Origin of the sequence: Faecalibacterium sp. HTF-F (assembly GCF_023347535.1) — a bacterium.
Classification (GTDB): Bacteria; Bacillota; Clostridia; order Oscillospirales; family Ruminococcaceae; genus Faecalibacterium; species Faecalibacterium wellingii.
Genome location: NZ_CP094473.1, coordinates 2,014,418 through 2,028,044 on the forward strand (window position 1 = coordinate 2,014,418; position 13,627 = coordinate 2,028,044).

A 13,627-nucleotide genomic window follows, 5' to 3' on the forward strand; every position below is an offset into this window, starting at 1 on the left:
CAGGTAAGTTTGGCAGGCCCCCGCACCACCGTAGAGGCGCAGGCGTTCTACCGTATGTACCACTCTTACGCCGACATCCCGAACCCATGGGACCGTCTGCGTTGGTGCCGCTATGGTCTTGACCTGCTGCAAAAAGAGGTTGCCGCCATGGTGGGCATGGAAGAATGGCTCTATCAGGATCTGGAAAGCGGCGCATTTCACCGCAGCTTTACGCCGGAGCTGGCGGACAAGCTCGCCGCCCTTTACGGCATCCCCGTGGAGGACATTCTGGACGACTACACCCTGTTTCTGCACCGGGGCGGCGGAGACTTCCTCCGCAGATACCGGGAGGCAAAGGGATGGAACCGTCAGCAGCTTGCCGACCATGCGAAGGTCGGCCGGACAAGCATCCGCTGCTGGGAAAGTGGACAAAAGATCATCAGTCAGAAGTGCTTTTGCCATCTGGTGGAAAACCTTGGTTCCGATTTTCCATCTATGCTTCGCATGTGAGGTATGGTAATTTTTCTCCGGCCAAACGAAAAAGCTCGTCTGCAAGCCACGATATGTGGCAGCGCAGACGGGCTTTCGTTATGGAATCATTCTGTTTCAATTATTCTGATATTCGCTCTGACTTACATGGCGTTCCGTAAAACACGCAGTCGTTCTTCAAACGTTGCTTTCCATGCCGGATGCTCGGAGAATATGGTGTGCTCCACCTGACGGACTTGGTTCAGTCCGATGTTCCGCACCGCTTCCACTGCAGCATCTTTTTGACTCAGATGGCGTTTTCCCACGGTCAGACAGTTTGCGCCTTCTGGCGTGTCGTACTGCTGAAACGCCCGGTTGAAGTCCATCAGGTCATGCAGACGGATGGGCTGATTGGTTTCGTTGTCTACCAGCAGACCCCAGTTTTCCCAATGACGGTCGGTATTGCCCACCAGATAATCCAGAATGTTCATCATATAGTAGCCGGGAGCATCCAGCTCTAAGATCTTATCCAGCGTGTTCCAATCATGGTTCGTGCAGTAGACGTCATAGGCTGCATAGGTCACAAGACTGTATCGCTGAGATGTCATGATTTTGCTGATAGAAACCAGCTCATTTTCAAACATTCCCTGCTCATACAGTACCTGATGGCAGTCAAAGCACCGGCAGATTTTGCTTGCCAGCACTTCACGTTCCACCGCATCCCTGCCGCCATCCTTGTAAAGATAGAATCCATCCTCTTTGCGCACCCATGCTTTGGGGTACAAGCCGCCCGTAGACAGGTCATTTGCCAGAAGATGGGCGTTTGTCACCGTCATTTGGTGCCCCCGCAGCGCAATATCCACAAGCGCATTGCTTAAGGAGTGTGCAAAAAGGTTGATATCCTCGAATCGAATCTTCTCGTTTTCTTCTTTCACCCAGAACACATCCAGCAAAGACAGACAATGGTAGGATAATGCAATCTGTGCTCGTTCCCTGTCCGTAACACTCTGAGATGCACCGATACTGTTCAGGATTTCCTTGGCGTAGGTGCGATCCAACGTCAACATCCGGGAGGCGCACCAATAGTAAAAGTTCGTTACATTATTGATGCGCTCGTCAAAATCATCCGATTCCACCAGAACCAGATCATAGGGCATGAAATCCTCGAGGCAGACCCTGCATTCCCCTGTCGTGCTGAGTTGTGCCACACAGCTTTCCCGGTGCATGATCTCGTAAAACATGGTTTTCATCCCTCCCTGCGTTCTGTGTCTTGCTCTGTATTTATATTACCTTCTTTTTTCACGGGACGCAAGAGCTTTTACTTTTCAAAAAGCTTTTTCTGCTGTTCCAAAAGGACGGTTTCGATACGCTCTTTCAGCAAAAAGTGGAACTGTTTTGAGTGTTATGCAATGCCATAGGATACCATATTGGCCGCCAACAATCAATGATTTTTTTGTCAGAAAAATTCCAAAAACTTATGTAACACAAAAAGCCCCACGCTCAACACTGCCTCTGAATCTGACCGTCTCTGGTCAGAGCAGAAAAGCATATGTTGAGCGTGGGGCTTTGTTTATCGGCTCGGCTGCCAGCCGGGCTTTTGGTGTTCTTTGGGTTTGTAGGTTCCTTTGGTAGTATCGATCACCGCCTGCAGCAATTCGAGCTTCTGCCATGTGGGGCAGTTCAGACGGTCGATTTTTTCGATCACATAGTTGGCGTGGGCGGTTGCGACCCGTTTTCCGAGTTCGTCCCATCCCTCTTTCGTTTTGGGGTAATGTACCACCACTTCAATGGGGGCACTCTTTCGCATGGCTCACTCACCTCCGGTTACATCGCTATCACCTCATTTTTACGGGTTACTGGTTGTCCGCTATTCGCTGCGGTTTCCGCTCAGAACGTTCAGAGCCAGACTGACCAGCAAAGCCATATCAATGCGGAGCATTTCAGCCTTGCTGGCATAGCCCATAAAGCGTTCGATGCGGGATTTATCGATCGTGAAGATCTGCTCCAGAAGAATCATGGACGGTTCTTCAAAGGCCGGGTTGGAATCCACCAGCACATGGGTGGGCTGTTTTTTCTTCTTTTCCGTCCGGGTGGTAACAGTTGCAACGATCAATGTAGGCGAATGACGGTTTCCAATGTTGTTCTGCAGAACTACCACAGGGCGTTTCCCGCCCTGTTCCGAGCCGATATGCGGCTCCATGTCTGCATAGTAGATGTCCCCTCTGAGATATCTCCAATTGTTCGGTAACATAAAAATCGATGTGATCATTTTGATCACATCGATTTACTTTATTGCAATTTCCGGGCTGCCCGCCCACTGCCAGTTTGGTCGATTCATACTCCTTGCCCAGAAGAAACTTCTTTCGTTCCGGGCTGAGATTTCTGCGGCCAAGCTGATTTTTGCAGATCCATGCAAGCGCTTCGTACTTGTTCGCAAGCTGGATTTCTTCCACTTCAAACTTGATAAAGCCGTGCTTTTTCAGGATGCGGTAGCGGGTGTGCCCATCCAGAATGTAGCCATTCCATGTGATGATGGGATTCAGAAGACGACCCTCGGCAATGATGTTCTGCTCAAGCTGCTGTTCTTCCTCAAACTGCAGCGGCGGAATTTTGCTTTGGAACTCCGGGTCAATTTTAAGCTGGCTCAGTTTCACGTCGGTTCTCCTTTCCGGTCATTTTCGATTTACGGACAATGGGCTGAACGTAGTAGTCAAACCCATATCGTGTCTGGCAATACGTGCAGACATCCTTGACGAGCTGCCTGGGGTCGGCTCTGCGAAGCCGGACACCCTTTGCGTCCAAAAATGCCCCTCGGCAGACGGCGCACAAAGTTGTCAGGGTGGATTCATCCACCTTTTTTGTGGTCTTGCGATTCATTTGCGTACTCCTTTTCGCTGATATATAAAAACGCCGTCCGTGGTTTCCCTCGAACGGCGTTTGGAAAAGGTTTTGTATGGTTTCTCTTAATTTGCCCCCGGCACCCCTGAGAAAGGGAAACATTCAGGCGTTGGATTTGCACCACTCCATTGGCCTCTCGGCCACCCCGTCTTCTTTATGACCGGGCCGCGAATTACGGAAGTATCATTATCTGGAAGTACCTGAAGCTGCATATTCAATTTTCAAGGTCCGCCCGGCTGCGGCTCCCGCTCCCTTTTGGAGGTGGGCCGCTGCCGTGACAATAGTGTATCGTACTTTCGAGCAAAAGTTTATGGACTCGTAGTCCAAGTCACCCACCCTCTTAGTCCATATATTGTATACAACAGTCCCAAAAAGCAAAAAAATCCCGCCTGAAAAGCAAAACCTTCGCTTTGCCCTCAGACGGGATGTCTTTCGACACGACTGTTAGCTAAATCAACCAGTAAAGGCCTCCGAATCTCTTTCTTATTAGGAAAAGATTCAGAGGCCTCTGTTTTACAATTTTTTCGGAATAGCGGCTTTCACCAGCAGCATCATGGGACGGCCCAGTTCATCTTTCATTCCGGGAATCCTCAGCATCTCTGCAGAGGTTCGTTGTCATATTCGCTGGTATGGAGTGGTTTCACTGGCTGCATTGAACTTCTGATAACATCCAAAATAGTCTGATCCGCCGGGAGCCACGGAACGGAATCAATGTCATCTTTTGTCAGCCACCGCGCGGCTTCCGCTTCTTTCAGAACAAGATCACCGGAAACCACTTCACACCAGAAGCAGTCCATGGAAAGATGAAACGCCGGATAATCATACTCGATTGTCCCAACTAGATTCCCCACGGCGATTTCCGTGTCCAGTTCTTCTTCGATTTCCCGCTTCAGAGCCTGCTGCGGGGTTTCGCCCGGCTCGATTTTGCCGCCCGGAAACTCCCACTGGCCTTTATAGTCGCCATAACCGCGGGCAGTGGCGTAGATTTTGCGCTTTTCCTGCATGGCGTCGCAGATCACAGCGGCCACAACACGAATCGTTTTCATAACGTTCTCCTTTTAACCGACCACCAGTTTATTGGTCTTTTTGAGGAACTTTGCCGGAATCGGACGATCCAGCTTCCATGTAATATTCATTGGGCGGGAGCCTTCATGCGTTACATAGTTCACTGTGCCCAAGTAGGTGTAGGCAGCTGCACCGCCAAAACGGGAGTCCGCCTTGAATTCACGGACAAACAGCAGTACACGGCTTTCCTTCTCCCTGTGGTGAATGTATCGCTGTCCGGTAGCCGATTTTTCTGCGGTCGTGCTCTGGCTTTGCCAGTGGAACAGGCTCTCGTTGATGGAGTAATCTTTGTACATGGTGGTTGGCGAATAATCCTTGTCCGCTTTATTCAAGGTCACAAAGAACACGTCCAGATTCTTGTCCGGCAGCCATTTCACGCCCTCGCGGACAGTAGCAGGTTTCAGAAAGTCCAGCGCCACCAGCAGCTGGTCACGAGTATAAGTGCAGTGCAAATCCAGCGGGCAGTCAAAACCAACATCTACCGGCTCATCGATAAAGTCAATTCGATTATACTGATAATGCAAAAGTGTTTGCAATTCACTCAGCAAAACCGGGCTGTCCGAGAGAACATATAGGTTATCGAGAACTTCTTCATCATCCCAATGTTCTGCAGCTTTACCCCACACGGTTACATAGAACATCTGCAGCATTCGCTGTTCTACCGGTGATAGTGCTGCAAAATCAGTGTCGTCCAACTTGGGCAAAAGGTTCAACAGAAACTGAATCCACCTGCGAGAATCCACAACCGCAAAGCGTGCAAGTGCTTTGGTCATGATTTCTTCCAGCGGCTCAGAGAAATCGGAAGCTGTACCGGCTAAAACACATAACCGGGTAAAACAGATATTTTTGTTTTTAACCTTCTTACTGTAAATCGCACGTGGGTCGAGATGGTAGTAATCGAGAAAATTTCCCAGCGTCAACGGCAGGCCAGTATCCTCTGTGAAGGAGGCTGCCCGTGCCACAAGGCCGGAAGTGCGGTCATAGGATGCGCTAATGTTATCCAGAACATACTTTGCTGCGATTTTTTCCAGCTGAATGTAGCAGCCTTTGGGCGCGGAGAGAAACCCCTCTTTGATTTCCCGGCTTACGCTGCGGGTGGTATTGGAAAGCAGTGCTGCAAACTTCTCCTCAAAATTATACTTTTTGTTTGCCTGACCGATAAAATCCAGCACGGTCAGGCATTCTTTGTTTTCGGCCAGACGCAGGCCGCGGCCCAGCTGCTGCAAAAACACGGTCAGCGATTCCGTGGGACGCAGGAACAGCACCGTGTTCACTTCCGGAATGTCCACGCCCTCATTATAAATATCCACAACAAAAATGAAACGAAGCTCCCCAGAAACAAGCCTTTGTTTGGCCGCGTTGCGTTCCTCATCCGGAGAGTCTCCTGTCAATGCCATGGACGGAATGCCGCGTGCATTGAAATAATCAGCCATGAACTGGGCATGTTCAATGGAAACGCAAAAGCCCAGGCCTTTTACCTCGTTGATGTCCGTCACATATTTTAGGATAGAGTTCACTACAAGGTCGGCACGCCGCTCTGCCACCAAACCGCTGAGGGTGTACAGATTAGACAGTTCGTTTTTGTCGTATCCGCCCATGCGCCATTTCAGGCTGCTCAAATCTGCCGTGTCGGTCACACCGAAATATTGGAAGGGACAAAGCAGTTTCCGGTCAATGGCTTCCGGCAGACGAATTTCGGCAGCAATGCGCCCACTGAAATAGTCCAGGATGTTCTTGCCGTCCATGCGTTCCGGGGTGGCGGTCAGGCCCAGCAGGATTTTCGGCTGATAGTATTCCAGCAGCTTCTGGTAGGTCGGTGCAGCGGCATGATGGAACTCATCCACAACGATATAATCGTAGAAATCCGCATCTGTTTTCGTGGTAAAATCCTGCGAATTGAAAGTCTGAATGGAGATAAACAGATGGTCGATGCTGTCAGCCTTGTGGCTGCCCACAAACAGCTCGCCGAAATTGGCGTCTTTCAGCACCGCCCGGAAGGTGTACAGGCTTTGCTTCAGAATCTCCTCCCGATGCGCCACGAACAACAGCCGGCAGGGGTGACCCGGATGCTGTTTGCAGAAACGCTTGTAATCCAGTGCAGAGATCACAGTTTTTCCGGTTCCGGTCGCAGCCACTACAAGGTTGCGGTTGTACCCTCGCACGGTGCGTTCTGCTTCCAGCTTATCCAGAATCTCCTGCTGGTAAGAATATGGCAGAATGTCCAGCGTGTAGATGCCACTGTTGTCGGTTTCGCTGTACCTTTCATCTTTTAAGGCACGGGTCAGGCGTTCCTTCTGCCCTTCATCGTAATATTCAAACTCGTTGGAGTTCCAATAGCTTTCAAAGGTGGCTGCAATTTTGTCAATCGTCTCCGGCAGATCTTTCCGGGTCACTTTCACGTTCCATTCCAAGCCGCTGGAAATGGCCGCGTTGGACAGGTTGGAGGAGCCAACATAGGCCGTCGTGAAACCGGTATCCCGGTAGAACACATACGTCTTGGCGTGGAGTCGGGTGCGCTTGGTGTCGTAGCTGACCTTGATTTTCGTGTTGGGCAGCTGGCGCAGTTCTTCGATAGCCTTTACATCGGTGGCACCCATGTAGGAAGTGGTAATGATACGCAGCTCTCCGCCGTTCTGGGTAAACTGTCGTAGCTCGTCCATAAGCAGGCGCAGACCGCTCCACTTGATGAAGGATACCAGCATGTCGATGTGGTCGGCAGACACGATCTCCTTTTTCAGTTCAGTGTACATCTGCGGCTCGTGGATGGCACCGGTGAACAACGAGCTTTGCGCAAGAGACGTTTCCGGTCGTTCCAGCTCTTTTGCGCTTTTTCCTGTGACAAGGCGCGGGTCGTTGTCTCGTAAAAGCGCAAGAAGCTGCTCTGCCTGCTGGTCAATGCCCAGCGAAGCAAAGTCAGCTTCCTGTGTGGTGTTCTGGATCGTGTTTACGATCTGATTTGCCAGCTGAATCTGCGCTTCGAGTCCTCCACCGTTGTCCTGTACATTCTCAAGGCCCTTCTGCACCACATCGGTCAGATACTGCGCCAAAACTTTGGACGCCTCTGCTGTATCGATGGGTGCAGTGGACTTACGGGCCTCCGGAATCTCTGAAAGCTCGCTGCTCAGTGCGTTATTGATGACCTGTTCATACAATCCGGGTTGGAGCATGGCAAATTCCCCCTTGAATTTTTCGCCTCATTACAATGATAGGACATCAGACGCTCTACCGACACGATAGAACACCCTGTTTCCTGCTTTTCTTGCAGTAAGCAGCCCCATCTCATGGAATTTCATCACAAACGTCCGAATGGTTGCATACGCAGCGTTTCGGAAATCCTTTTCCAGCTGCTTTGTGGTAAACTCCTCTGCACCATAAGCAGACAGAACATACTCCCAGAGCAGCCGTTCTTTTTCTGTGATTTTTCCTTCCGCAAGAGCAGTTTGATATACCTCAAAATCAGTTTTCGGCGGGACTGCATCCACCTGCAGGCGGTTATAGACCTCATTGCAGAAGTAGAACAGAAAGGGAGTCACATCCGTATAGCCGGAAATCAGAGCATTTCTCTCCACGCGTTCGTAGGCTTTGTAATATGCGCCCTTGTTTTCAGCGATGTATCGGGAAAACGGCGTGAACAGTGCCGCAGGATAGCCCTGCTGAACAAGATACCAGAGGTGACATAGCCGTGCAGTGCGTCCATTCCCGTCAAAATAGGGGTGGTAGTACGCAAAAGCAAAGTGCAGAATGGCAGCCTTATGCAGCTCATTGATGCCGTCATTGGCATTCGCAAAATCGACAAGACATTTCATGGCACCGGGAAGCCGCTCTGCCGGAAGTCCCGGTCTGGGTTCTTCACCGCCCACAATAAAAACCTCGCCATGCCGATAAAAGTGGTTTGGCAGTAATCGATCTTCATCCGGGAGATAATCCCCTGTGCTGATCTGATATAGGTGATGCAGATTCTGCTCGGTGATCGTATTCTGACGATTCGCGATAAACTCCAGTCCGCGCTTCATACCATAGATGCGGGCTTCTTGTTCATCACGAGGGGCATAACCATCGAGGATATAACGGATACTGCTGCGGGTCGAGCGGATACTTTCAATTTGAAAAGTAGCATAAATTTCCTCGGTCATCGCCGACAAACCGAAGTTTTGTCCACTGACAGGGACAGAGAGCAACTGCTTCATACCATTTGTTGAAATTTGCGCGAGGTTCGGCAGGTAAAACAGCTTATTTCCAGAAAAATCAGTCAACGGCAGAGGCTGCGCAAAGTTTTGCTGCAGCAATTCGGCAAATTCTTTGACGCTGACAGTCGAGTACTTGTATTCCATCCGATTGAGTTCAAACAAATGCTTATCTGAAAGCATTTTGGCAAACTGTGCCCCATCCATTCTGTCCACCTCGCAGTTGATACTTATTGATACTATATAGTATCAATATACCGATTCTTTATAAAAAAGTCAACCGAAACAGGCCGAACCAACTTTTTTCCATACTCTCCGTCAAAATTCCCGTGGTTCCGTCACGGATCACATCTCCATCGGCTTATTCCCCACTTCGTCCAGATACGCATTCAAAAATTCCGCTGCAAGGCTGTTGGGACGGATGTTTTCTTTGGCTTCCTGTGGGGTGAACCACTTGCAGCGGTCCACTTCGTGGTTGATATGCAGCGCCTTTGCGGTTCTGACGAAAGCCGTAAAATTGCACATCAGCGTGTTGGACGGCTCAAAAAACTTGGTACGGTTGAACCGGAGGTGCTCTACTTCCAACCCGGTTTCTTCCCGGACTTCCCGCACCACGGCGTGTTCTTCTGCCTCACCGCGGTTCACATATCCAGCCACCAGAATATAAGAGGGCTTGCCGTACTGCTGGATGAGCAGAATTTTCCCGGTTTCCTCATCCACAACAATCATGCTGACTGCCACATTGTACATCGGGAACCGGTATTGCTGGCATTTCGGGCAATAAGGCACAATGCCCTCTTCTTCCAGTTCTTTTTCAATCAATGCCGTACCGCATTCAAAGCAATGCTTCTGAATCATTTTTACACTCCAAACACTGTTTTCGTCAGCCGGATACCTGCGACCGTCTTCATCGTATGTTCCATAAAGGTTCGGATTGCCTGCCGGTCGTACCCGCTTTCGGACGCATTGACGATATAATCTGCCTCAATCAGAATCTGATAGTCAATGCCGTTGATCTGCGCCGGACTATGGTGGTGCCCTACCAGATAGGCCACACGGTCGATCTGTGCCGCTGTCATGCCGGTATCCGCCAAGAACTCCCGCACCAGCGGGGCACCCTCCTGCTCCTGATATTTACCATTGGTGTTGCCGTACTTTTTGCGGCAGAGCGGGCAGGCGATATCGTGGGTGATGGCCGCCACCTCCAGAATAAACTGCGTGTCTGCGTCCAGCCCCTCCAGCTCACCAATGGTTTTGGCATAGGTCCACACGCAGCTTAGGTGCGTGATGTCATGGATATTCCCTTCGGAAAAGGCGATCATCTTTTCCATGATCTGTGCAATGGTCATCATTTGTTCCACTCCCGTTTTTAATACTTAAATGTTCACCTTGATAAACGCGAAGTTGTCAGCCTAATTGCTTTTTGATTTCAGCTTTCACTTTATCCAAATCACTGCAAGTCAAGATTGGAATCAGCCGGTTGATTTCGTCAATGCTCCTATCCCACCACTTGAATCTCAGCAGCAATTCAATCAGTTTATCGTCAAAGCGTTTTTGAATTGCTCTTGCAGGATTCCCAACGACCTTCGTATATGGTGGAACATCACTTCCCACAACGCTGTTTGCACCAATGATTGCACCATCTCCAATGTGAACGCCGGGAAGGATTACCGAATTTTGCCCGATCCAAACATCATTTTCGATAACGGTATCTCCTTTTAATGGCAGATCCGTCTTTGCAGGCGGCGACATTTCCCATCCCTCCAAGGTATAGAACGGGAATGTAGAGACGGCGTTCATCTGATGGTTTGCACCGTTCATCACAAACTCAACTCCGGCGGCGATTTGACAGAACTTTCCGATGATGAGTTTGTCATCATTCCACTCGTATAAGTGTGAAACATGACTTTCAAAATCCGAATCGGCAATATAAGTAAAGTCCCCGACAATAATATTCGGATTTGTAATCGTCGGCTTCGCATATATTTCTTTATCATACCCTGCAATTGGATGGATTGTATTGGGGTTGGGGTGTTTTCCGTCTTTCATCTTAACTACCTCTTCAAATTCCGAGTTGTAGGTTTCAGTATACCATGCCTTCTCCCCACAGAAAAGCATGGCGAAAAACAAAAATGTCCCCGGAGGGCTTGTGCGTATGTTTTTCCAGCGTTTCCAATCTGAATTTCTCAGAACAGAATATCCTCCGGCTTGAACTTATCTTTTTCGGTAATGGGGCGGATCACCTTGCAGGGCACCCCCGCAGCGATGACGCCGGCGGGAATGTCATGAGTGACGACGCTTCCCGCCCCGATAACCGAGCCTGCCCCGATGGTAACGCCGCCGCAGACGGTGGAATTTGCGCCGATCCAGACGTTTTCCTCCAGCGTAATGGGTGCCGAGGTGCCAATGCCGTGGCTGCGCTGCTCCGGGTCGATGGCATGACCGGAGCAGGCAAGGCATACGCCGGGGGCAATAAAGGCACCTGCTCCGATGTTTACCGGAGAGGTATCCAGAATGACGCAGTTATAATTGATGACCGCCAAGCCGTGGGTATGGATATTGAAGCCATAGTCACAGTGGAAATCTGGCTCAATGCCGGTCATGGGAGAGCAGGTGCCCAGCAGGGTCTGCAGGATACTGCGCCGCTTTTCCTGTTCGTTAGGAGCGGTGCGGTTGTACTCCCAGCACAGTTGCTTTGCACGGTTCTGTTCCTCCGTGGGGGTGTTTTCATAGCCGCTGACGTAGGCGGCAGGGCGTTTCATAATATCCAGAGCGTTCATCATGTTTGTCCTTTCCATACAGTGTTTTTTCAAGGATTATACCACATTCTCTGTCGGTGTATAATAGGCTGCTTTTCCTCATTTGTTTGTCCGCTTGATCTTCTCCATCGCTTTGCCCTTAGTCAGCTCATCCACCAGCTTGTCCAAATAGCGGATCTCCTTCATCAGCGGCTCTTCGATGCTCTCCAGCTTTACGCCGCAGATGCTGCCCTTTATGAGCACCCGGTCCGGATTGAGCTGCGGAGCATCTCGAAAGAAATCTCCATACAGCGTTCCATTCTGCACCGCAGCCTCAATTTGCGGGGCGCTGTAACCCGTCAGCCACCCAATAATTTCATCTACTTCTGCCTGCGTCCGCCCCTTGCGGACTGCCTTTGCCACCAGCATAGGATATATTTTTGCAAATGGCCCGGAGACAGACCATTCGGGTCGGTCTCCGGCAGTATTTTTGTTATTGCCTATTAAAAAACAGCCGGAACGACTTTCTGCTGCGCTACATCGATGATGCCGTATGTATTCAGTCTGAGTTTGGGAATGACCGGAAGGCTGACGAAGGCGAGGGTCATAAAAATGCCGATGTCTTCCGCTACACCATGTGCCTTGAGGGCATCGTTCAGCGCCTGCATTTTCGCCGCAACGCTCTCTGCGCTTTCGGTGCTCATCAATCCGGCCACCGGAAGCGCAAGTTCTGCCACGACCTGTCCATCTGCCACAAATGCAAGTCCGCCTTTGTTTTTCCGCACGGTGTTGCCGGCCAGCATCATATCGGTATCGTTGTCCCCTGCCACAATCAGGTTATGGGAATCATGTGCGATGCTCGATGCAACGGCTCCGCATTTCAGGCTGAAGTTTCCTAAAAAGCCAATGCCCACATGGCCGGAGTGATGATGCCGCTCAAAAACGGCCAGTTTTACGATGTTGTGTTCCGGGTCCACACCGGGAGCTTTGCCCGGATGCCGTTGGAACGGGATGATTTTTTCCTCCGTAAGCAGCTCGCCCCGGTTCAGGCAGATGACACGCTCCTGCTCCCCGCTTTCCCGAAGTTCCAGGTCCTGCAGTGTGATCTCATCCAGATCAAAGGAATCCATAACGTGGGAAAATCTCACACGGTCGATGTCAAACGGTGCGGGTTTCAGCGTTTTTCCGTGCTCGGCCACCAGCGTGCCATTCTTGTAAACCTGTTCGACCGTAAAGGATTCCAGATCAGGAACCACAACCAGATCTGCCCGGTACCCCGGTGCTACGGCACCGCGTTGCTTGAACCCAAAATACTGTGCCGGGACCAGCGTTGCCATTTTGACGGCCACTGCTGGGTCTGCGCCCAGCCGGATCGCTTTACGGATGTTGGAATCGATGTGTCCGCTGTCCAGCAGGTCACCGGGGTGCTTATCATCTGTCACCAGCATACAGCGGCTGCAATAGGGCTCCCGGAACAGCGGCATCAGGGCCTCCATATTTTTGGCAGCCGTTCCTTCCCGGACCATGATATATTGTCCAAGCCGGAGTTTTTCCATGGCTTCCTCGATGTTGGAGCACTCGTGATCGGACTGAACGCCTGCCGCAATATAAGCATTCAGGTCCTTATCGCTCAAGAGCGGCGCATGGCCATCCACGATCTTTCCCGCTTCGGTGCAGTCGCGGATCTTCTGCAGGATCTTCGGGTCACAGCGCACCGTTCCATAGGCGTTCATCAGTTCCGCAAGCCCCAGCACGCGGGGATTGCCGTAGTAAGGCCGCAGCTGTTCTGCGTTCAGCACCGCACCGGATTCATCCAGATCCGTGGCCGGCACACAGGAGGGCAGCATGAAATAAACCGAAAGGGTCAGATTTTTTGTCGTTTCCAGCATGAAATCCAAGCCTTCCAGCCCCGCAACGTTCGAGATCTCGTGTGGGTCTGTGACCACTGCAGTGGTACCGTGGGGCAGCACTGCCTGCTCGAAAGCCGGACCACAGAGCATGGAGCTTTCGATGTGAATATGCCCATCGATCAGGCCCGGGCAGACATATTTGCCGTGCAGATCAACTTCTTTCCGGCCATGATACGTGCCCACGCCCACGATCGAATTTCCGCTGATGGCAATATCAGCGGTGTCGATCTCATCGGTAAACACATTGACGATTCTGGCATTTTTCAAAACCAGATCAGCCAAAGCATCTCCTCTGCCTGCCGAGATCCGGCGTTTCAGCTCATCAGACTGCATAGAAACATCTCCTCTCTCTGAAGTTCGATTTTCTCACCTGTGGATTGGTTCT

General features: G+C 50.8%; 14 protein-coding genes. 2 read left to right on the forward strand and 12 right to left on the reverse strand.

Annotation, left to right across the window (positions count from 1 at the left end; translation table 11 throughout):
• Positions 1–54 precede the first annotated feature (54 nt).
• Positions 55–489 carry a helix-turn-helix domain-containing protein gene (locus MTP37_RS09585; protein WP_249237081.1) on the forward strand — a complete coding sequence of 145 codons (435 nt, stop codon included), beginning with the start codon at positions 55–57 and terminating at the stop codon, positions 487–489.
• A 122-nt stretch (positions 490–611) separates the two neighbouring features.
• Here MTP37_RS09585 and MTP37_RS09590 read toward each other — a convergent pair whose 3' ends face one another.
• From MTP37_RS09590 to MTP37_RS09600, 3 genes are all read right to left on the reverse strand, one after another.
• Positions 612–1,697 carry a HipA domain-containing protein gene (locus MTP37_RS09590; RefSeq protein WP_249237082.1) on the reverse strand — a complete coding sequence of 362 codons (1,086 nt, stop codon included), beginning with the start codon at positions 1,695–1,697 and terminating at the stop codon, positions 612–614.
• Between the two features lie 320 nt (positions 1,698–2,017).
• Entirely contained in the window at positions 2,018–2,254 is a 237-nt protein-coding gene (locus MTP37_RS09595) for a hypothetical protein (RefSeq protein ID WP_005922522.1), read from the reverse strand.
• A gap of 60 nt (positions 2,255–2,314) precedes the next feature.
• Entirely contained in the window at positions 2,315–2,698 is a 384-nt protein-coding gene (locus tag MTP37_RS09600; RefSeq protein WP_217210187.1) for a type II toxin-antitoxin system PemK/MazF family toxin, read from the reverse strand.
• A 10-nt stretch (positions 2,699–2,708) separates the two neighbouring features.
• On the opposite strand from MTP37_RS09600, the gene MTP37_RS09605 reads away from it, so the two are divergent.
• The gene (locus MTP37_RS09605; protein WP_249237083.1) at positions 2,709–3,200 is read left to right on the forward strand and encodes a hypothetical protein; all 492 of its coding nucleotides are present in this window, start codon (positions 2,709–2,711) and stop codon (positions 3,198–3,200) included.
• 735 nt (positions 3,201–3,935) lie between these two features.
• Here the strand turns inward: MTP37_RS09605 and MTP37_RS09610 are convergent.
• The 9 genes from MTP37_RS09610 to ade all read right to left on the reverse strand — a co-directional run bounded on the left by MTP37_RS09610 (position 3,936) and on the right by ade (position 13,575).
• Entirely contained in the window at positions 3,936–4,391 is a 456-nt protein-coding gene (locus tag MTP37_RS09610; RefSeq protein ID WP_249237084.1) for a (deoxy)nucleoside triphosphate pyrophosphohydrolase, read from the reverse strand.
• A gap of 12 nt (positions 4,392–4,403) precedes the next feature.
• Entirely contained in the window at positions 4,404–7,577 is a 3,174-nt protein-coding gene (locus MTP37_RS09615; RefSeq protein WP_249237085.1) for a DUF3427 domain-containing protein, read from the reverse strand.
• A 30-nt stretch (positions 7,578–7,607) separates the two neighbouring features.
• Positions 7,608–8,801 (reverse strand): Fic family protein, encoded by a 1,194-nt coding sequence (locus MTP37_RS09620; protein ID WP_249237086.1) that lies wholly within the window; start codon positions 8,799–8,801, stop codon positions 7,608–7,610.
• Between the two features lie 138 nt (positions 8,802–8,939).
• Positions 8,940–9,452: an NAD(+) diphosphatase gene (locus MTP37_RS09625; RefSeq protein ID WP_227613667.1), complete on the reverse strand. Its 513-nt coding sequence runs from the start codon at positions 9,450–9,452 to the stop codon at positions 8,940–8,942.
• Positions 9,453–9,454: 2 nt separating this feature from the next.
• Positions 9,455–9,946 carry an HD domain-containing protein gene (locus tag MTP37_RS09630; RefSeq protein WP_249237087.1) on the reverse strand — a complete coding sequence of 164 codons (492 nt, stop codon included), beginning with the start codon at positions 9,944–9,946 and terminating at the stop codon, positions 9,455–9,457.
• Positions 9,947–10,001: 55 nt separating this feature from the next.
• Positions 10,002–10,643: a CatB-related O-acetyltransferase gene (locus MTP37_RS09635; protein WP_249237088.1), complete on the reverse strand. Its 642-nt coding sequence runs from the start codon at positions 10,641–10,643 to the stop codon at positions 10,002–10,004.
• Between the two features lie 137 nt (positions 10,644–10,780).
• The gene (locus tag MTP37_RS09640; RefSeq protein ID WP_081458334.1) at positions 10,781–11,374 is read right to left on the reverse strand and encodes a sugar O-acetyltransferase; all 594 of its coding nucleotides are present in this window, start codon (positions 11,372–11,374) and stop codon (positions 10,781–10,783) included.
• 78 nt (positions 11,375–11,452) lie between these two features.
• The gene (locus MTP37_RS09645) at positions 11,453–11,836 is read right to left on the reverse strand and encodes a DUF2200 domain-containing protein (protein WP_256469132.1); all 384 of its coding nucleotides are present in this window, start codon (positions 11,834–11,836) and stop codon (positions 11,453–11,455) included.
• Positions 11,836–13,575 (reverse strand): adenine deaminase, encoded by a 1,740-nt coding sequence (gene ade, locus MTP37_RS09650; RefSeq protein WP_249237090.1) that lies wholly within the window; start codon positions 13,573–13,575, stop codon positions 11,836–11,838. The genes MTP37_RS09645 and ade overlap by 1 nt, the downstream gene beginning before the upstream one ends.
• Between the last annotated feature and the right edge of the window lie 52 nt (positions 13,576–13,627).

Bases quoted from the DNA above. Each gene is read 5' to 3' on its own strand.
- MTP37_RS09585 (WP_249237081.1), top strand. From the start codon at position 55: ATGTACCACTCTTACGCCGACATCCCGAACCCATGGGACCGTCTGCGT.
- MTP37_RS09590 (WP_249237082.1), bottom strand. From the start codon at position 1,697: ATGAAAACCATGTTTTACGAGATCATGCACCGGGAAAGCTGTGTGGCA.
- MTP37_RS09595 (WP_005922522.1), bottom strand. From the start codon at position 2,254: ATGCGAAAGAGTGCCCCCATTGAAGTGGTGGTACATTACCCCAAAACG.
- MTP37_RS09600 (WP_217210187.1), bottom strand. From the start codon at position 2,698: ATGTTACCGAACAATTGGAGATATCTCAGAGGGGACATCTACTATGCA.
- MTP37_RS09610 (WP_249237084.1), bottom strand. From the start codon at position 4,391: ATGAAAACGATTCGTGTTGTGGCCGCTGTGATCTGCGACGCCATGCAG.
- MTP37_RS09615 (WP_249237085.1), bottom strand. From the start codon at position 7,577: ATGCTCCAACCCGGATTGTATGAACAGGTCATCAATAACGCACTGAGC.
- MTP37_RS09620 (WP_249237086.1), bottom strand. From the start codon at position 8,801: ATGGATGGGGCACAGTTTGCCAAAATGCTTTCAGATAAGCATTTGTTT.
- MTP37_RS09625 (WP_227613667.1), bottom strand. From the start codon at position 9,452: ATGATTCAGAAGCATTGCTTTGAATGCGGTACGGCATTGATTGAAAAA.
- MTP37_RS09630 (WP_249237087.1), bottom strand. From the start codon at position 9,946: ATGATGACCATTGCACAGATCATGGAAAAGATGATCGCCTTTTCCGAA.
- MTP37_RS09635 (WP_249237088.1), bottom strand. From the start codon at position 10,643: ATGAAAGACGGAAAACACCCCAACCCCAATACAATCCATCCAATTGCA.
- MTP37_RS09640 (WP_081458334.1), bottom strand. From the start codon at position 11,374: ATGAACGCTCTGGATATTATGAAACGCCCTGCCGCCTACGTCAGCGGC.
- ade (WP_249237090.1), bottom strand. From the start codon at position 13,575: ATGCAGTCTGATGAGCTGAAACGCCGGATCTCGGCAGGCAGAGGAGAT.